Source organism: Streptomyces sp. N50, from assembly GCF_033335955.1.
In the GTDB taxonomy this organism is placed as follows: Bacteria; Actinomycetota; Actinomycetes; order Streptomycetales; family Streptomycetaceae; genus Streptomyces.
Map to the genome: position 1 here is coordinate 5331415 of NZ_CP137549.1, position 18343 is coordinate 5349757.

At 69.1% G+C, this 18343-nt stretch carries 19 protein-coding genes; 14 read left to right on the plus strand and 5 right to left on the minus strand.

Translation table 11 applies throughout. From position 1 onward, the window contains the following. Positions 1 to 18: 18 nt before the first annotated feature. The gene (locus tag R2B38_RS23900) at positions 19 to 627 is read right to left on the minus strand and encodes a TetR/AcrR family transcriptional regulator (protein ID WP_318018082.1); all 609 of its coding nucleotides are present in this window, start codon (positions 625 to 627) and stop codon (positions 19 to 21) included. Positions 628 to 814: 187 nt separating this feature from the next. Here R2B38_RS23900 and R2B38_RS23905 point away from each other — a divergent pair, with 187 nt between their 5' ends. From R2B38_RS23905 to R2B38_RS23915, 3 genes are all read left to right on the plus strand, one after another. After that, the gene (locus tag R2B38_RS23905) at positions 815 to 1555 is read left to right on the plus strand and encodes a VOC family protein (RefSeq protein WP_318018083.1); all 741 of its coding nucleotides are present in this window, start codon (positions 815 to 817) and stop codon (positions 1553 to 1555) included. A gap of 568 nt (positions 1556 to 2123) precedes the next feature. Beyond that, positions 2124 to 2789: a class I SAM-dependent methyltransferase gene (locus R2B38_RS23910; protein ID WP_318018084.1), complete on the plus strand. Its 666-nt coding sequence runs from the start codon at positions 2124 to 2126 to the stop codon at positions 2787 to 2789. Positions 2790 to 2865: 76 nt separating this feature from the next. After that, on the plus strand, positions 2866 to 3357 hold the full coding sequence (locus R2B38_RS23915; protein WP_318018085.1) for a DUF2505 family protein: 492 nt from the start codon (positions 2866 to 2868) through the stop codon (positions 3355 to 3357). On the opposite strand, the gene R2B38_RS23920 is transcribed toward R2B38_RS23915, so the two are convergent. After that, positions 3342 to 4769 (minus strand): purine-cytosine permease family protein, encoded by a 1428-nt coding sequence (locus R2B38_RS23920; RefSeq protein ID WP_318018086.1) that lies wholly within the window; start codon positions 4767 to 4769, stop codon positions 3342 to 3344. The genes R2B38_RS23915 and R2B38_RS23920 overlap by 16 nt on opposite strands. Positions 4770 to 4867: 98 nt before the next feature. After that, a complete protein-coding gene (locus tag R2B38_RS23925) occupies positions 4868 to 5167 on the minus strand; it encodes a PLD nuclease N-terminal domain-containing protein (protein WP_318018087.1) in 300 nt (99 codons plus the stop codon). Between the two features lie 156 nt (positions 5168 to 5323). On the opposite strand from R2B38_RS23925, the gene R2B38_RS23930 reads away from it, so the two are divergent. Genes R2B38_RS23930 through R2B38_RS23940 form a run of 3 tightly spaced genes read left to right on the plus strand, consistent with a single transcriptional unit; the run spans position 5324 to position 8293 of the window. Further along, a complete protein-coding gene (locus tag R2B38_RS23930; RefSeq protein ID WP_318018088.1) occupies positions 5324 to 6775 on the plus strand; it encodes a menaquinone biosynthesis decarboxylase in 1452 nt (483 codons plus the stop codon). Further along, the gene (mqnP, locus tag R2B38_RS23935) at positions 6772 to 7674 is read left to right on the plus strand and encodes a menaquinone biosynthesis prenyltransferase MqnP (RefSeq protein ID WP_318018089.1); all 903 of its coding nucleotides are present in this window, start codon (positions 6772 to 6774) and stop codon (positions 7672 to 7674) included. The genes R2B38_RS23930 and mqnP overlap by 4 nt, the downstream gene beginning before the upstream one ends. Before the next feature lie 46 nt (positions 7675 to 7720). After that, positions 7721 to 8293 carry a Uma2 family endonuclease gene (locus R2B38_RS23940; protein WP_318018090.1) on the plus strand — a complete coding sequence of 191 codons (573 nt, stop codon included), beginning with the start codon at positions 7721 to 7723 and terminating at the stop codon, positions 8291 to 8293. Here R2B38_RS23940 and R2B38_RS23945 read toward each other — a convergent pair. After that, positions 8284 to 8889 carry a rhomboid family intramembrane serine protease gene (locus R2B38_RS23945; RefSeq protein WP_318018091.1) on the minus strand — a complete coding sequence of 202 codons (606 nt, stop codon included), beginning with the start codon at positions 8887 to 8889 and terminating at the stop codon, positions 8284 to 8286. The two genes, R2B38_RS23940 and R2B38_RS23945, sit on opposite strands and share 10 nt — an antisense overlap. Before the next feature lie 91 nt (positions 8890 to 8980). On the opposite strand from R2B38_RS23945, the gene R2B38_RS23950 reads away from it, so the two are divergent. The 6 genes from R2B38_RS23950 to R2B38_RS23975 all read left to right on the plus strand — a co-directional run bounded on the left by R2B38_RS23950 (position 8981) and on the right by R2B38_RS23975 (position 13075). Further along, the gene (locus R2B38_RS23950; protein WP_318018092.1) at positions 8981 to 9667 is read left to right on the plus strand and encodes a UbiX family flavin prenyltransferase; all 687 of its coding nucleotides are present in this window, start codon (positions 8981 to 8983) and stop codon (positions 9665 to 9667) included. 76 nt (positions 9668 to 9743) lie between these two features. Beyond that, positions 9744 to 10199 (plus strand): Lrp/AsnC family transcriptional regulator, encoded by a 456-nt coding sequence (locus R2B38_RS23955; protein WP_019061245.1) that lies wholly within the window; start codon positions 9744 to 9746, stop codon positions 10197 to 10199. 92 nt (positions 10200 to 10291) lie between these two features. Continuing rightward, complete coding sequence (mqnE, locus tag R2B38_RS23960) at positions 10292 to 11455, plus strand: aminofutalosine synthase MqnE (protein WP_318021774.1); 1164 nt, start codon at positions 10292 to 10294, stop codon at positions 11453 to 11455. A 15-nt stretch (positions 11456 to 11470) separates the two neighbouring features. Further along, positions 11471 to 11995 (plus strand): GNAT family N-acetyltransferase, encoded by a 525-nt coding sequence (locus R2B38_RS23965; RefSeq protein ID WP_318018093.1) that lies wholly within the window; start codon positions 11471 to 11473, stop codon positions 11993 to 11995. Between the two features lie 93 nt (positions 11996 to 12088). After that, positions 12089 to 12412, plus strand: coding sequence for a DUF4229 domain-containing protein (locus R2B38_RS23970; protein WP_318018094.1), 324 nt, complete (start codon positions 12089 to 12091; stop codon positions 12410 to 12412). Between the two features lie 27 nt (positions 12413 to 12439). Then, complete coding sequence (locus tag R2B38_RS23975) at positions 12440 to 13075, plus strand: TetR/AcrR family transcriptional regulator (RefSeq protein WP_318018095.1); 636 nt, start codon at positions 12440 to 12442, stop codon at positions 13073 to 13075. 51 nt (positions 13076 to 13126) lie between these two features. On the opposite strand, the gene R2B38_RS23980 is transcribed toward R2B38_RS23975, so the two are convergent. Then, on the minus strand, positions 13127 to 14005 hold the full coding sequence (locus R2B38_RS23980; RefSeq protein WP_318018096.1) for a MaoC family dehydratase: 879 nt from the start codon (positions 14003 to 14005) through the stop codon (positions 13127 to 13129). A gap of 352 nt (positions 14006 to 14357) precedes the next feature. Here R2B38_RS23980 and R2B38_RS23985 point away from each other — a divergent pair, with 352 nt between their 5' ends. Together R2B38_RS23985 and kstD are read left to right on the plus strand one after the other, a co-directional pair. Then, positions 14358 to 16271 carry an AMP-dependent synthetase/ligase gene (locus R2B38_RS23985; RefSeq protein ID WP_318018097.1) on the plus strand — a complete coding sequence of 638 codons (1914 nt, stop codon included), beginning with the start codon at positions 14358 to 14360 and terminating at the stop codon, positions 16269 to 16271. Positions 16272 to 16367: 96 nt separating this feature from the next. After that, positions 16368 to 18143 carry a 3-oxosteroid 1-dehydrogenase gene (gene kstD / locus R2B38_RS23990; RefSeq protein ID WP_318018098.1) on the plus strand — a complete coding sequence of 592 codons (1776 nt, stop codon included), beginning with the start codon at positions 16368 to 16370 and terminating at the stop codon, positions 18141 to 18143. The last annotated feature ends 200 nt before the right edge of the window (positions 18144 to 18343 follow it).

The following is an 18343-nucleotide window of genomic DNA, read 5'->3' on the forward strand; positions in this document are numbered from 1 at the left end:
GGATTGTCCAGAGTTGCTTCAGTTCGGGTTCGCGGCGACCGAGCGCCAGATGCGGTCCGGGAGGACGCGGGCGGCCTCGTCCAGGTCGAGTTCGACGTCGTCGATGCCGGAGAGCCAGCGGCGGACCACGCCGACCAGCGGGCCCAGGACCAGGGACTCCAGCAGGGGTGGCGACAGCGGGGCCAACTCGCCCGAATCCACGTGGGATTGGACCCAGGTGGCGAACACCGAGAGTCTGGCCTCCTGGGAGTCGCGGAGTTCTCTGGCCTGGATCATGTTCCGCTGGTCGGTTCTGGCGGAGTGCAACAGCAGGGCGGCGTCCCGGTGTTCGCGGACGAAGGCGAGATGCGTCCGTACGATCGCGCGGATGCCGGTGCGGGCGGTGCGGGTCGCCTGGAGCGCGGTGATCAACTCACCCAGTAGTCGGCTCAGCCAGCGCTCCGTCAGGGCGTCGACCAGGCCGTCCAGGCTGCCGAAGTGGTGGTACAGGCTGCCGAGGCTGACACCGCTGGCCTTGGTCACGGCGTTCACGGTCAGGCCCTGCTCGCCCTGCTCCGCGAACAGGCGCAGCGCGGCGTCGAGGAGCAGGTCTGCGGTGACCTCGCCGCGTTGTTGCTTGGGGCTCATGCGGGGCAGCCTATTGGGAACTCGGTTCTAGAGTGAATTTCTAGAGCAGATTTCTGGAATCCTCTTCCGGTCTGGTCATCCGGCGGTCCAGACTTGGTGGTGGCCGGGCCCGCGTCCGTCCGTCTCGGGGGATACGGATGGCCGTGGGTCCGGTGGGCTTTGTGTGGGGGTGCATAAGATCGGCCGCATGGCGCTGCGTCCCGTTCAGGTGAATATCAAGGCCGTTGACGGTTTGGCGGTGGGGCGGTTCTGGGGGGAGGCGCTCGGCTGGAGTGTCTTCAGCCCTGGTGTGACCACGTACATCGGCCCGGGTGGCGGCCTTGTCTGGCCCGAGCCGGTCGGTCTCGGTATCGATGTCGTGCCGGTTCCGGAAGTGAAGGCGTCGACGAAGAACCGGCTGCACCTCGATCTCGCCACCACGTCTACGGCCCACCAGGCGGAGTTGGTCGCGCGTCTACGGTCGCTCGGCGCGGCGCCCGTCGATGTGGGGCAGGGGGATGTGCCGTGGACCGTGCTCGGTGATCCGGAGGGCAACGAGTTCTGTGTGCTGGAACCCCGGGAGATCTATCGGGACACCGGGCCGATCGCTGCGGTGGTCGTCGACTGCTTGGATCCTTGGGCCATGGCGCGGTTCTGGGGCGAGGCGTTGGACTGGGCTGTTCTTGAAGTGTCCGACGGCCAGGCCTCGTTGCGTTCCGCCGAGGGTGTCGGGCCGTATCTGGAGTTCCTGCGCGTGCCTGGGGTGAAGGCCGTACCTGATCGCGTCCATCTTGATCTGATGCCGTCTCCCGGTGACGACAGGGCGGCGGAGGTGGAGCGGGTGAAGGGGCTTGGGGCGAGCGATCTGGATCTCGGGCAGGGGGATGTTCCGTGGACGTGTCTGACTGATCCGGAAGGTCACGAATTCTGCGTTCTGGCGCTGTCCTGACCACTCGCTTCTTGGCCAGTGTCGGGCTTCCGCGGCCCGAGTAAAGGGCGCTCCCTGCGGTCGCGTCGCCTGCGGCGATGGCCCTGCGGGCCACCCTTGACTAGGGCCGCTCCAGCCCGTTTGAGAAGCGAGCGAGTGGCCCGGAGGAATGGGGGGCCAGGTACCTATGCCCATGCCTGAACTGCGTTGCCGGCCGGTGTGAAGGGACGCGCTCGCGTCTCGCCAGCACGCCGCCTCGGCTCAGCGGCCAACGGTGAGTGGGTGGGCGGGCAGGCAGGTGGTTGGGCGGTTGGGTGGGTGGTTGCTGGAAGCCGGGGGTAAATCTAACTGGCTTTGGGGGATTTGACTGGTTAGGAAAGGGGTCGGCTTCTTGAGAGGGCGGGATGGATCGTCGTCCGGGATCATCGGGGGCGTCTCCTTCGCGCGGCGCCTGGAGCAGATGCCAGCCCAATTCGTGCGCCTCACGGCTCTTGACCTTGCCCAAAGGTGAAGGCCGACGCTGTCCATGGCGACCACGTTGGCGAGCCGAGCGCGTGGCTCTGACGGAACCGGGATGTGGGGAAGCTGCATGGACGACGACGCTCTCCTGGCGGAACAGATGGCTTACTACAGGGCCGGCGCGGCCGAATACGACCGTCCCTATGCGGAGTACGAAGGCCTGCGGAGGTTGCTGGCGGTCGTCGATGAACTCCCGATCGCCGGGGACGTGCTGGAGTTGGCCTGCGGAACGGGCCAGTGGACCCCGGGGCTCGCCGCACGGGCCCAGTCGGTGACGGCTGTCGACGCGTCAGCCGAGGTGTTGGCACTTGCTCGTGCGCGCACCGCGTTCCCCACCGTGGAATTCGTTCAGGCCGACCTGTTCGACTGGCGGCCGCCACGACGCTACGACACCGTTTTCTTCGCCTTCTGGCTCTCCCATGTCCCTCCGAGGCGGCTGCCCGACTTCTGGAACACCGTCGCCACCGCACTCGCGCCCGGCGGGAAAGCGGTCTTCATCGACGACGGCCCTGACCTAGCCGCATACGAGGAAGTCCTCACGGACCGACCGACCCCCTCGGCACTGCGCCGACTCGACGACGGCAGCCAGTACCGCATCGTGAAGGTCTTCCATGATGCCCGGACCCTCACGGACGACCTCGCGGCGCTCGGGTGGTCGGTACGCATTCGCCCCATGGCCGGGAACTTCATCGGCATCGCGGAACCACCGGCAACCGCCGAACGGCAAGCCGAATGACAGGCGTCAACTTCGGTTGTTCTGGCGTACGTTGAAGGGTGATTACAGTGGGTGGTCGGGCTGATACTTTGCGTTTATGAAGTTCAGTCTGACCTATGACGTGGCCGGTGCTCCCGAAGAGTTCTTCGCCTGGTTACTCGATCCGAGGCGTGAAGAGGACCTGTACAAGGGCGAGTTGAAGTACAGGAGTTACGAGACGGCCGGGCGGCGTGAGAGCGAGGAGCGGGTCGTGCGGCGGGCCTGGTTTCAGCGAGGGGGGCAACTGCCCGGTCCCGTGGCCCAGTTGTTCGGCCCTGGCTTGAGTGAGACCGAGGACGGGACCTTCGAGAAAGCCGACCGGCTGTGGACCTGGAGGGTCACGCCGAGCAGCCTGGCCGACAGGATCCGTCACGAAGGCAGCCTGTGGGCCGAAGCCGTCGACGGCGTCCGTACCCGCCTCCGGCTGGAGTTCACCTTCGACGCGAAGATCTTCTCCGTCGGCGGCCTTCTGGAGACCGCCACGGAGAAGAACCTGCGTGAGGAGTGGGACCGTACCGTCGTGCTCTACAACCGTCAGACCTCGGCCTGAGCGGCCGCGGGCGCCGAGGTCCGTCCGGCGAGGCGGGTGAACACCACGTACAGCACCGCGCTCAGCACGAAGCCCACGATCGGCGTGCTGTCGCCGAAGGACGGCCAGTGCTTCGGGACGTAGCCGACGTAGTCCTCCTGGTTGGAGAAGAGCGGGACCGAGACCCCGATGCCGATCAACAGGGCTGCCAGGCCTGGCCAGTTGGTGAAGGTGGGGTCGGTGAGGCGGGGGGCCAGCTCCGCGGTTGTGGTCGTGGCCCGGGACTGGAACCAGCGTTCCACCAGGACCACCCCCAGCCACGGCGCCACCCAGTACGCGATCACCAGCAGGAACGCCTCGTACGCCGAGCCCGCGTCGGACAGGGACGCCCACGCCGCCGCCGTACCGGCCACGCCTGAGACCACTACCAGGACGCTGCGGTTCAGCCACGCGGGGAGTTTCAGGCCGAGCGCCGTGAGGGAGATCGCGCCGGAGTAGACGTTCAGGGCGTTCGCCGAGATCGCGCCGAGGATGATCGCGAGCAGGACCAAGTTGGCGAGCCAGGACGGGAGATGGCCGGTGAAGGCCGCCGTCGGGGTCGCGTCCTTGGGGGCCAGGAGCGTTGCCGAGGCCGCGCCCATCACCGCCACGAACGTCACCGACACGAACAGGCCCAGCGCCGGGTACAGGATCGTCTTGAACTTGTTCGCCGTGCGGGGGAGATAGCGCGCGTAGTCCGTGGCGTACGGGTTCCAGCCCGCCGCGTAGCCCCACGCCGCGCTGAGGGCGAGCAGGAAGCCGCCCACACCGCCGCCCGTGCCGCCCCCGCCGAGGTGCGCGTCCTTGAAGGTCCACACACCGGCCAGCAGGAAGATCACCGCGAGCGCCGGGAACGCGTACTTCTCGAAGGTGTGCACGAAGTTGTGGCCGATGAAGCCGATGAGGATTTCCGCCACCACCACGAGCAACAGCGAGGGCAGGGGTCGTAGACCTGTGAGCGTGTTGAGCGCGAACGCCGCGCTCACGCTGTTCACCGCGAACCAACCGACGCCCGCCACAAGGCCGTTGGCCGCCGACGGGATGATGTTGCCGCGGAAGCCGAAGGAGAAGCGGCCGATCACCATCTGCGGGACGCCGAAGCGCGGGCCGTCGAGGGAGAGGAAGCCCTGCGTGATCGCGCCGAGGCCCGTGCCCAGGACGATCGCCGCGGTCGCCTGCCAGAAGCTCAGGCCGAAGAAGAGGACCGAGATCACGCCGATGTAGACGGTCGCGAACTCGATGTTCGGGGAGGCCCAGGTCCAGAGGAGCTGGAGCGGGCTGCCGTGGCGTTCGGCGTCGGGGATGGGCTCGGCACCGGCCGTCTCTACGGCGATGACCTTGTCACCGTATTCGGGGGCGAGGGTGCCGGTCGATTCGGCGGGAGCAGTCGTCATGCGAGGTAAGTGTCCGGTTCCTGCCGGTCCGGGCCCAGAGGCGCATTGTCCGTACCGGGCCGCTCACCTGCGTACAACCTGCACGTATCACGTCACCGCTACTCGGCCTTCGGGTCGTCCTTGAGGTCGTCCTTGTTCAGGGACTTCAGGAACTCGGGGTTGTCGTCCGGCGCGATCCACTGGCCCGGCGCGGCCGTCGCCCCGGCCCCGGTGCGGCGCGCCCGGCCCGCGATCAGCCACGCGACCGGGCCCACCAGCACCTCGCCGAAGAGCAGGATCACGAACACCCACGCCAGCTTCGGCATGCCGCGCACGTCCTCCTCGGGCGTGTTCAGGCAGTCCACGAAGGCGTAGATCCACAGGGCCAGGACCAGCAGGAAGGGCAGATACCTGAGCATGGCGGCGAGATTCTCCTGATGGGTGAGACGGCCCCGGTGACGGGGTCAGGTTAGCGGGTGACCGCTGTGCTAGTCCGGGGGACAACCCCCGGACCCCCGGCAGAAGACAGGGGGCGGACGTCGGGAGACAGTGAGCGCTCGGCGATACTGGGACACATGGCTTACGACGATCTTCGCTCCCTGCTCAGGGCACTGGAGCGCGAGGGAGACCTCAAGCGCATCAAGGCCGAGGTGGACCCCTGTCTGGAGGTCGGGGAGATCGTCGACCGGGTGCAGAAGGCCGGTGGGCCCGCGCTCCTCTTCGAGAGCGTCCGCGGATCGAGCATGCCCCTCGCCATGAACGTCTTCGGGACCGACCGGCGGCTGCTGAAAGCGCTCGGGCTGAAGTCGTACGGCGACATCTCCGAGAAGATCGGCGGGCTGCTGCGGCCCGAACTGCCGCAGGGGTTCGTGGGCGTGCGGGACGCCTTCGGGAAGCTCGGCTCGATGACCCACGTACCGCCGAAGAAGGTCAAGGAAGCGCCGGTGCAGGAGGTGGTGCTCACGGGCGATGACGTCGACCTCGACATGCTGCCCGCCCTCTTCACCTGGCCGCAGGACGGCGGGTCCTTCTTCAACCTCGGGCTCACGCACACGAAGGACCCGGAGAGCGGGATCCGCAATCTCGGGCTGTACCGGCTCCAGCGCCACGACAAGCGCACGATCGGCATGCACTGGCAGATCCACAAGGACAGCCGGAACCACTATCAGGTCGCGGCCCGGCGGGGCGAGCGGCTGCCGGTCGCGATCGCCTTCGGGTGTCCGCCCGCCGTGACCTACGCCTCCACCGCGCCCCTTCCCGGTGACATCGACGAGTACCTCTTCGCCGGGTTCATCGCGGGCAAGCGGATCGAGATGGTCGACTGCAAGACCGTGCCGTTGCAGGTGCCGGCGCAGGCCGAGGTCGTCATCGAGGGGTGGCTGGAGCCCGGCGAGATGCTGCCGGAGGGGCCGTTCGGGGACCACACCGGGTTCTACACGCCGCAGGAACCCTTCCCGGCGCTGACCATCGACTGCGTCACGATGCGGAAGCGGCCGTTGCTTCAGTCGATCGTCGTAGGGCGGCCTCCGACGGAGGACGGACCGCTGGGGCGCGCCACGGAGCGCTTCTTCCTCCCCCTGCTGAAGATCATCGTGCCGGACATCGTGGACTACCACCTGCCCGAAGCGGGCGGATTCCACAACTGCGCGATCGTCTCCATCGACAAGAAGTACCCGAAGCACGCGCAGAAGGTGATGCACGCGGTCTGGGGTGCGCACATGATGTCCCTGACCAAGCTGATCGTGGTCGTCGACGCCGACTGCGACGTCCACGATCTGCACGAGGTCGCGTGGCGGGCCCTCGGCAACACGGACTACGCCCGCGATCTCTCGGTCGTGGAAGGACCCGTCGACCATCTCGACCATGCCTCCTACCAGCAGTTCTGGGGCGGCAAGGCGGGGATCGACGCGACGAGGAAGTGGCCCGAGGAGGGCTACACGCGGGATGGCGGCTGGCCCGAGATGGTCCTGTCCGACCCGGAGACGGCGGCGAAGGTCGACCGCCGGTGGAAGGAGTACGGACTGTGAGCAGCGCGTCTGCCGCGATCCCGCAGCCGGGGCGCACCAAGGCGTTCCTACGCCTCGTGATGATCGAGCACTCCGTCTTCGCCCTGCCCTTCGCCTACATCGCCGCGCTGACCGCGATGTTCGAGATGGACAAGAACATCCACTGGGGGCGGCTGCTCCTGGTCACCATCTGCATGGTGGGCCTGCGGACGTTCGCGATGGCGGTCAACCGGATCATCGACCGCGAGATCGACGCCCGTAACCCGCGCACCGCGCACCGCGAACTGGTCACCGGCGCGATGTCGGTGAGGCACGCGTGGACGGGCGCGCTCGTCGCCGTCGTCGTCTTCCTGGGCTCGGCCGCGCTCCTGAACCCCCTCTGCCTGGCCCTGGCCCCCATCGCGGTGATCCCGATGGTGGTCTATCCGTACGGCAAGCGGTTCACGAACTTCCCGCAGGCCATCCTCGGTCTCGCCCAGGCCATGGGCCCGGTCGGCGGCTGGCTGGCGATCACCGGCGAGTGGTCCTGGGACGCGGTGATCCTCGGTCTCGCCGTCGGCATCTGGATCGGCGGCTTCGACCTGATCTACGCCTGCCAGGACATCGAGACCGATCGTGAGATCGGCGTCATGTCGGTCCCGGCGCGCTTCGGCATCCCGGCGTCGATCTGGGGCGCCCGCGTCTGCCACGCGATCACGACCGCCCTGCTGGCCTGGTACGGCGCGGCCACCGGCGCCGGTGCCTTCTTCTGGTTCGGGCTGCTGATCGTCGCGGGCGCGTTCCTGTACGAGCACTCGATCGTCCGGCCGCATGACCTGTCCCGGCTCAACAGGGCGTTCTTCAGCGTCAACGGGTTCATCGGGATCGCCCTGTTCGTGTGCGCGCTTCTCGATCTTCTGGTTCGGGGTCTGACCGTGTGAGTAGCGTGCGGCCTACCATCGAGGGCAGGACCCCAGGGAGGCCACCGTGACCGTCTCGGACCTTGACCGCCTGCACTCGCAGCTCAGCAAGCTGGAGGACATGTTCCCCGGCTATCTGACGGAGATTGTCGAGGGCAGCATCGTGATGAACCCGGTCAGGCCGTTCCACGGGAAGACGATCCTGAGGGTGTCAGCGAGCCTTGAGGGACAGCTTCCGCCGGAGTGGGCGCTGGTGAGCGATGTGGCGTTCCCCTTCGACGAGGCCAACGAGTTCTGCCCGGACATCGCGGTCATCCCGGCCGAGGCCGAGGCCGAGAACCGCAGCTCCTACCCGGCTGATCTGATCGAGTTCGTCGCTGAAGTGGTGTCGCCGGAGAGCGTCCGCCGCGACTACGAGATCAAGCCTCGCTGGTACGCCTCCCGAGGCATCGCCAATTACGTGATCCTCGACCCCCTGCAGGGCCACGCGGTCACGATGTGGAACCCAGGTCGTGACGGCTACCGAGGCCGTGACACCGCCCCCTACGGCCCCGACCTGACCGTCGAGTCCCCGCTGGGCAAGCTGACGATCCCCACCGCTCATCTCCCGGTGGACCCGAAAGCCCGCCGTCAGGCCTGAACCACCCCACGACCGACAGCCCGGCGCCGGAACACGAACGCCGCCCCCACCCCCGCCACCAGCCCGATCAGGTGTGCCTGCCAGCTGACCCCCGACTGTGTGGGCGCGAGCCCGAACAGGATCGAGCCGCCCCACACCGCGCCGATCAGCAGGCCCACGACGATGCCCAGCGGGCGGCGTTCCGCGAAGCCGCTCACCAGCAGGAAGCCGAAGAGGCCGAAGATCAGGCCCGACGCGCCCGCCGTGTTCGTGTGGGCCGGGGACATGAGCCACACCCCGAGGCCGTCCGCGACGATGATCAGCGCGCTGATCGCGGCGAAGCGGCGGATGCCGCCCAGCGCGGCGAGGAAACCGAACACCAGCAGCGGCACGCTGTTCGCGGCGACGTGCGCGAAGCCGAAGTGGATGAACGCGGCCGGGATGATGTCCAGCAGCTCGGAGGGCTCGCGCGGCACGATTCCGAAGCTGTCGAGCGCGTGGCCGGACACCACGTCCACCACTTCCAGCAGCCACAACAGCGCGACCCAGCCCACCATCAGCTTGGCCGCGGCCTTCGCGCGGTCGCCCTGCGACCACTCCAACTCCGTACCGGACATGGCACCCCCCACAGTCCACGCGTCCTCCAAGAAGAACGCCCCGGCACCCTTGGCCGGTTCCCGCCCCGCGACGCCAGCTAGGCTCGGTGTCGTGAACCCAGTCAAGCCAGGAGAGACGCCGCGTACGCCTTGGATCGTAGGGGTGTCCGGCGCTTCCGGCACCCCATACGCGGCTGCCGTCCTGCGCGCGCTCCTCGACGCCGGCGAGAGCGTCGACCTCGTGGTGTCCCGCGCGTCCCGGCTCACGCTCCTCGACGAGACGGGGATCGCCTACCGGGACGCCCACTGGCAGGACGACCTGCGGGAATGGCTGGCCCGCGGCGCCGACGGCAAGCCCGGCACCTTCCAGCCCGCCCTCGACGCCGTACGACACTGGAGCGCGGGCGACCTCGCGGCGGGGCCGTCCTCGGGGTCGTACCCCTCGAAGGGGATGATCGTCGTGCCCGCGTCGACCGCGTGTGTCGCCGGGATCGCCCTCGGGCTGAGCAAGGACCTGTTGCAGCGGGCGGCGAGCGTCACCCTCAAGGAACGGCGGAAGCTGGTGGTCGCCGTACGCGAGACGCCGTTGAACGGGCAGACGCTGCGGCACCTCGTGACCCTGGACGACCTGGGGGCGGCCGTGGTGCCCGCCTCGCCCGGGTTCTACGCCGGGGCCACCCACATCCAGGACCTGGTGGACTTCGTCGCCGGGCGGGTCCTGGACTCGGCGGGCGTCGAGCACGATCTGTACCGGCGCTGGAAGGGCGACCTAGGCGCCGGCTTCCGCACCACCGACTGACGTACAGCACCGACTGACGTACAGCACCCACTTATTCATCGTCATCAATCGTCATCACCGGAAGGCAATCGATCGCATGGACGCGGTGGACAGGCAGCTCATCCAGGCCCTGAGAGAGAACGGCCGGGCCTCCTACGCGGAGCTGGGGCGCCTCGTCGGCCTGTCGGGACCCAGTGTCACCGACCGCATCAACCGGCTGGAGGCGGCCGGTGTCATCACCGGCTACCGCGCGACCGTCGACTCGGCCTCCCTCGGCCTCGGCGTCATCGCCCTGATCGGCATCTCGCTCTCCGACGCCGCCGACCACGAGGACGTCGCGCGCCGCATGAAGGACCTCGGCGAGATCGAGGACTGCTGGTTCATCGCGGGCGAGGACTCGTTCATGCTGAAGGTGCGGGCACCTGACGTGGACGGCCTGGAGAAGACCATCCGGCGGCTCAGCGGGACCAAGGGCGTCTCCCGCACCCGTACGACGATCGTGCTCTCCACGAAGTGGGAGAACCGGGTCGGAGAGCTGCCCGAAGAGGCGTAGAGACGTAGGCGCGAAGCGCCGTTTGGGGGCACCTCCCGCCCGAAGGGTGGGGGAGTACCGTTTAGCAAGCTGTCTGAGGAAGAGGTATGGGCATGGATGTCGGGCTCAAGCGCGAGCTGGAGCAGAAGGTCCGCTCCGGTGAGCGGCTGTCCCGCGAGGACGGCATCGCGCTGTACGAGTCGGACGACCTGGCCTGGCTGGGCGGACTCGCGCACGAGGTGCGGACGCGGAAGAACGGCGACGTCGTCCACTTCAACGTCAACCGCCACCTGAACATGACCAACGTGTGCACCGCGTCCTGCGCCTACTGCTCGTTCCAGCGCAAGCCGGGCGAGAAGGACGCGTACACGATGCGCATCGAGGAGGCCGTCCGGCTCGCCACGGCGATGCGGGGCGAGAACCTCACCGAGCTGCACATCGTCAACGGCCTGCACCCGAACCTCCCCTGGCGCTACTACCCCCGGTCGCTGAGCGAGCTGAAGAAGGCCCTCCCGGAGGTCTCCCTCAAGGCCTTCACGGCCACCGAGATCCACCACTTCGAGACGATCTCCGGGCTGAGCGCGAGCGAGATCCTCGACGAGCTGATCGAGGCCGGCCTCGAATCCCTCACCGGCGGCGGCGCGGAGATCTTCGACTGGGAGGTCCGCCAGCACATCGTCGACCACCGGACGCACTGGGAAGACTGGTCGCGCATCCACCGCCTGGCGCACGAGAAGGGTCTCAAGACCCCGTGCACCATGCTCTACGGCCACATCGAGGAGCCGCGCCACCGCGTGGACCACGTGCTGCGGCTGCGCGAGCTCCAGGACGAGACCGGCGGTTTCCAGGTCTTCATCCCGCTGCGCTACCAGCACGACTTCGTGGACATGAAGGACGGGAAGGTGCGCAACCGCCTTCAGGCGCGGACACAGATGGCGACGGGTGCGGAGGCTCTCAAGACCTTCGCGGTGTCGCGTCTCCTCTTCGACAACGTCCCGCACGTCAAGGTCTTCTGGGTCATGCACGGCGTCCAGACGGCCCAACTCGCCCTCCAGCACGGCGCGGACGACATGGACGGCTCGGTCGTCGAGTACAAGATCACACACGACGCCGACAACTACGGCACCCCGAACAAGCTCACCCGCGACGACCTCCTCGACCTGATCCGCGACGCCGGTTTCCAGCCGGTCGAGCGGAACACGCGCTACGAGATCATCCGCGAGTACGACGGCCCGGACCCGGCGCGGCGCGAGTCCCCGCAGCCGATGCGGGTGTGAACACGGTTTTCTGACATGACGCTGACTTTCGAACTGGACCCCGCGATAACCCCCGCCCTGCGCGAGGAGATCCTCACCCTCTGGGCGGGCGTCTCCAACGCGGGGGGCTCGGTCGGCTTCGTCGCACCGGTCACGGTGGAGGAGATACGGCCCGAGCTGGTGAGGCACTTCGTCGCCATGGCGGAGGGCCGCACCCGGCTGCTGGTCGGCCGCGACGAGACGGGCACGGTCGCGGCGACCGTGTTCCTCGCGTTCAACACGCACCGCCTGATGCTGCACTGGCTGTGGCTCTACACGGTGATGGTCCACCCCCGCCACCAGGGCAAGGGCTACGGCCGCGACCTCCTCGCCGCCGCCGAGGAGGCCGCGCGCGGCATCGACGGCATCGAGGCGATCCGCCTCACCTGCTGGGGCGGCCACGGCCTGGAGCGGTTCTACGGCTCCTGCGGCTACAAGGAGGTCGGGCGGGTGCCCGGCGCGATCCGGGTCGCCCCCGGGGACGACCGGGACGACATCTTCATGTTGCTGCCCTTGCTGTGAGCCGCCGACCCCGCCCGAAGATCGGTGAGGGCGCGTGCTTCACTGAGTAGGACTGTTCGGTTAAGTCTGTTCGTTACGGAAGAGTGGATTGAGATGTTCCGCTACACACTGTGGCGCCTCGGAGTCTTCGCGGGCTGCCTCGGCGTCGTCTGGGGCCTCGTCTACCTCGGCGTCTTCCCGCGCGGCTTCGGCGAGTCCAACGGCATGTGGATCGTGCTGCTGGCGCTGGTGATCTCGGCGCCGATCAGCTTCGTGGTGCTGCGCGGGGTGCGGGACCGGGCCTCGGTGCAGATCGTCGAGCGGGTCGACCGGATGAAGGCCAACCTGGACGCCAACCGCAGCCAGGAGGACGAGACGGTGGACGCCGCCCAGCCGGCCGCCCAGCCGGCCTCCCACCCGCAGGGCCAGACTTCCTGACACCTGGGTCCAACTACCCTTGCCCCCATGGGTGCCGTGAAGACCAAACGCATGCCGCGGGCGGTCCGTGAGCAGCAGATGCTCGACGCCGCCGTGCAGACCTTCGGGCAGCGCGGGTACATGGCCGCGTCGATGGACGAGATAGCCGAACTCGCGGGCGTGTCCAAGCCGTTGGTGTATCTCTACCTGAACTCGAAGGAAGACCTGTTCACCGCGTGCATCCGGCGCGAGGGCCAGGCGCTCACCGAGGCGGTACGGGCCGGTGTGGACACCGGGTCGCCCGCCGACCGCCAACTCTGGGACGGGCTGCGGGCGTTCTTCACGCACACCGCCCAACACCCGGACGGCTGGGCCGTGTTGCACCTCCAGTCCCGCACCCACGGCGAGCCCTTCGCGGCCGAGGTGGCGGCGATGCGCGCCGAACTCGTCGCGTTCGTCACCGAGTTGATCGCGGCCGCCGCCCGCGAGGCGCATCGCGACCCGGACCTCCCCGAGCGAGAGGTCGCCGGTCTGGCCGAGGCGCTGGTCGGCGCCGCCGAGTCCCTGGCGGCCTGGTCGAACGCGACCCCGGGCGTCACCGCCAAGCAGGCGGCCGCGACGCTGATGAACTTCGCGTGGGCGGGGCTGGGGCAGTTGATGGAGGGGCGGCCGTGGACGCCGTAGCGCTCATCGGCTCATGGCCGTAGCGTGCATCGGCGCATGAAGGCCGGCGGCTCATAACGGGAGCGGTCGGACGAGCCCCTCCACATGCGTGCGCTCCCCGCTCCGGAGCTGGAAACGGCCGCCCTCCGCCGCGTACTCCACCACCCCCGGCAACAGCACCGGCGCCCTGAACTCGGCCCGCACATAAGCGGCTTCGGGTGTCCCGTGCGCCGCCAGGCACCGGGCCGCCGTCCACATGCCGTGGGCGATCGCGCGCGGGAAGCCGAAGAGGCGGGCGGTGAGCGGGGAGAGGTGGATGGGGTTGCGGTCGCCGGACGCGGAGCCGTAGCGCCGGCCCACGTCCTCGGCGAGGCGCCACTCGGCGATCGTGGGCAACGAGGCCTGCGCGCCTGGGACTTCGGGCACGTGCGCGGGTGTGTCGGCGCGCTGGTGCCGGGCGAGATACGTGCTCCGCGATTCCCATACGACCTTGCCGCCGCCCCCGCCGACGCCCTCGCCCCCGACCCGCATCTCCGTCGTGACCGTCGCCTCCGTGCCACGCCGGTGCGGGGTCAACTCTTCGACATAGACGGTGAGTTCGTGGTCCCCTGTGGCCGGTACCGCCGCATGTCGGGTGATCTCCACCGACGTGTGGACCAGGCCGAGGAGGGGGAGCGGGAAGGCCCGGCAGCTCATCAGGCGCATGGCGAGGGGGAAGCCGAGGACGTGGGGATACGTGATCGGGAGGGCGTCGTCGCCGGTGGCGAAGCCGCAGACGCGTTCGTAGGCGGCCAGTTTCGCCAGGTCGACGCGGACGCCGGGCAGGACCAGGCGGGTGCGGGGGAACCGGGCGTCCGGGCGGGGCCGTTTGAAGGGGGAGAGGAGGGCGCCGCGGAGAAGGAGCGGGGTGAGTGCGGGGGTGTCGGTGAGGGGCGGATAGGGGTTGGCCATGTCCCACTCCCGGGTGGCTTCCTGGGCGGCTCTTTTCGGCTTACTTCGCAGTAAGGTTACCGCAGGTAAGGCCAAGTGGGGCGAGCCGGGCGGTCCATGGCGGGTGCATGGGTGACGCAGAGGTGGCGCAGGGCTGACGCATGGCTGACAAAGCGCCCTGAACCCGCCGAGGTTGCACAGGCCCGGCTCCGTACCACCCCCGAACCCGCACGAAGCCCCCACGAGGGCCCCGTACGATCTTCGACCTAACCCGAGGTAACACCCCGGTCGCGGGCCGGGATGAACGCCTCGGTACGCACCATGCGTACCTAATGCAGCAGAGCGGTACAAGCTGCACGCCACAGGAGCTGCCATGTCCCTCGTCTATCCGTCCGGCTACGACTACGACGGCGCGCCCGTGCTCGTCGAGCCCGAGATCCGGCGGCTGGACGGCGTGGTGCGGGAGGTGTCCGTACCGCCGCTGGTGCCGCCGGCGACCCACGGCTCGCTCGCCGACCTGCCGTTCGAGAACGCGGCGGCGGCGCCGGAGCACGTGGTCCTCAGCAGGCAGGACGAGGACGGCAGTTGGCGTGATGTGACGGCGACGGAGTTCGCCGAGCAGGTGCAGGCAGTCGCCAAGGGGATGATCGCGGAGGGGCTCGCGCCGGGCGACCGGATCGCGGTCATGGCGCGGACGTCGTACGAGTGGACGCTCCTCGACTTCGCCGCGTGGGCGGCCGGTCTGGTGACCGTGCCGGTGTACCCGACCTCCTCCCTCTTCCAGATCCGGTGGATCCTCCAGGACTCGGGCGCGGTGGCGATGGCCGCCGAGACGGTCGCGCAGGCGGCGGCGCTGGGCCCGGAGACGCCGCGGCTGCCCGACCTGCGGCACATGTGGGTCTTCGAGAAGGGCCACCTGGACCGGCTGGCCGAGCTCGGCCGGACCGTCCCGGACCAGGAAGTCTCCGTACGGCGTGGGGTGTTGCTGCCCGACACGCTCGCCACCGTCATCTACACCTCGGGTACTACGGGCCGCCCCAAGGGCTGCGCGATCACCCACGGCAACTTCCTCGCGGAGATCGACAACGCGATCGAACTCCTCTACGGCGTCTTCAAGAACAAGGCGGACGAGGAACCCTCCACGCTCCTCTTCCTCCCCTACTCCCACGTCTTCGGCCGTATGGTCGCCGTCGCCTGCATCCGCGCCCGTGTCCGCCTCGGCCACGCCGCCAGCCTCAAGTCCGAGGACCTCCTTGCCGACCTGGCGAGTTTCCAGCCGACCTTCCTGCTGGCCATCCCGTACATGCTGGAGAAGGTCTTCAACAACGCCCGGGCGAAGGCCGAGAAGGGCGGCCGCGGCAAGGTCTTCGACCGCGCCACCAGCGTCGCCCGCCGCTACGGCGAGGCGCTGGAGGCCCGCCAGTCCGGCACGGGACCGGGCCCGACCCGCCCGTTGAAGACGGCCCGCGCCTTCTACGACCCGCTCGTCTACCGGAAGATCCGCAACGCCCTCGGCGGCAAGCTCCGTTACGTCATCTGCGGCGGCTCCCCGCTGGGCCGCCGCCTCGCCGCGTTCTACGCCGGCGCGGGCATCGAGATCTTCGAGGGCTACGGCCTGACCGAGACGACGGCGGCGGCCACCTGCACGCCGCCGCTCAAACCCCGGCTGGGGACGGTCGGTTGGCCCATGCCGGGCACCAAGGTCCGCATCGCGTCGGACGGCGAGATCCTGCTCGCCGGCGGGCAGGTCTTCCGGGGCTACTGGGATCCGCACGGCGACGGGGTGATCCCCGCGTCCCAGGACGGCTGGTTCGCGACCGGCGACATCGGCCGCCTCGACGACGAGGGCTACCTCACCATCACCGGCCGCAAGAAGGAGATCCTGATCACCGCGGGCGGCAAGAACGTGGCCCCGGCCCCGCTGGAGAACTGGCTCCGCTCCCACCCGCTGGTGGCCCAGTGCATGGTCGTCGGCGACCGCCGCCCCTACGTCGCCGCCCTCATCACCCTCGACCTCGAAGGCGTCACCCACTGGCGCCAGATGAACGGCAAGCACCCGGTCCCCGCCGAACTCCTGGTCAACGACGAGGAGTTGATCGGGGTCCTGCAACGCGCCGTCGACGACGCCAACAAGCTGGTCTCCCGCCCCGAGTCCATCCGCCGCTTCAGCATCCTGCCGGTGGACTTCACGGAGGCGGCGGGCCATCTGACGCCGTCGATGAAGCTCCGCCGGGAGTTCGTCATGCAGGAGTTCGCGAAGGACATCGAGGCGCTGTACGCCAACTAGTCGCCTTTCAGGGCGATTTGGTGCGGACCTGGTCATTGACTTCCCAAGACCCCCGCGCGACATTCCCAGCCCATTCCCCGTCGGGCTGGAGCGGCCATGACCACGAGCGCGGACGGACAGGCACAACTCCCCGGTAGAAGACGTGTGTTGGCCGGTGGTGCGGTTGCGGCGCTCGGTGTGGCAGCCGGGGTGCACCACTCCGCCAGCGCCGCCGATCTTCCCCTCCTCGGTACCTACGACGTCGTCGTGATCGGCGCGGGGGCGGCCGGGATGACGGCCGCGCTGACCGCCGCGCGGCAAGGCCTGAGCTGTGTGGTGGTGGAGAAGGCGCCGACGTTCGGGGGATCGGCGGCCCGTTCGGGGGCGGGGATCTGGATCCCCAACAACCCGGTGATCCTGGCGGCCGGGGTGCCCGACACCCCCGCCAAGGCCGCCGCCTACCTCTCCGCGGTCGTCGGCGCCGACGTCCCCGCCGACCGCCAGCAGTCCTTCCTCGCCCACGGCCCCGCGATGATCTCCTTCGTGATGGCGAACAGCCCACTGCGCTTCCGCTGGATGGAGGGATACAGCGACTACTACCCGGAGTTGCCGGGTGGCCTCCCGAACGGCCGTTCCATAGAACCCGATCAGCTCGACGGCAACATCCTCGGCACCGAACTCGCCCACCTCAACCCGCCCTACCTGGCGGTCCCTTCGGGCATGGTCGTCTTCAGCGCCGACTACAAATGGCTCGACCTGGCCGCGGTGAGCGTGAAGGGCGCGGCCGTCGCGACCGAGTGCCTGGCCCGGGGGACGAAGGCGGCCCTGCTCGGCCAGAAGCCGCTCACGATGGGGCAGTCCCTCGCCGCGGGTCTGCGCGCGGGGCTGCAGTCCGCGCAGGTGCCGGTGTGGCTCAACACCCCGCTCACCGACCTGTACTTGGAGGGCGGTGCCGTCACCGGCGCGGTCGTCACGCGGGCCGGGGCCGCCGGGCTTGTACGCGCCCGTCGCGGAGTCGTGGTCGGCTCCGGCGGCTTCGAGCACAACGCGGCGATGCGCGCCAAATACCAGCGCCAGCCGATCGGCACGGACTGGACGGTGGGCGCGAAGGAGAACACCGGCGACGGCATCCAGGCGGGCCAACGCGCGGGCGCCGCCCTGGCGTTGATGGACGACGCCTGGTGGGGCCCGGCCATCCCGCTCCCCGGCGACCCGTACTTCTGCCTCGCCGAACGCACCCTCCCCGGCGGCCTGTTGGTCAACCAGGCCGGTTCCCGCTTCGTCAACGAGGCCGCGCCGTACAGCGACGTCGTCCACACCATGTACGACCGCAACCCGGCCGCCCCCGACATCCCGGCCTGGCTGATCGTCGACCAGAACTACCGCAACCGGTACCTGTTCCGGGACGTGCTGCCGACGTTCACGTTCCCCGACGACTGGTACAGCTCGGGCGCGGCGTACAAGGCGTGGACGCTGGACGCGCTGGCCACGTCGATCGGCGTGCCCGCGGCCGCCCTCCGGACCACGGTCACCCGCTTCAACTCCCTTGCGGCGAACGGCAAGGACCCGGACTTCGGGCGCGGTGACAGCGCCTACGACCACTACTACACGGACCCGTCCGTCCTCCCCAACTCCTGCCTGGCCCCGCTCTGGCTGGCCCCGTACTACGCCTTCCGCATCGTCCCCGGCGACCTCGGCACGAAAGGCGGCCTGCGGACGGACGCGCGGGCGCGGGTGCTGCGGGCGGACGGTTCGGTGATCCCCGGTCTGTACGCGGCCGGGAACGCGAGCGCGGCGGTGATGGGGCACAGCTACGCGGGCGCGGGCTCGACGATCGGTCCGGCGATGACGTTCGGGTATGTGGCGGCGCTGGATCTGGCGGGGGCGTTGTAGCGGTCGTAGGGCTGCCGGTCCGGCCTGGTCATCACCCGGTCAAGGGACGGCCGGGCCGGGACCAAGCGGCCGTATGCATTGCGCATGCAACGGGCTCGCCGGGCTGACATAGCCGGATTTGGGCGTTGGTCCCGTGGCTACTGTGATGGCGCGAACACGTCCACAGGGACCACGAAGACCTACGGGGAAGAGGAGACGGC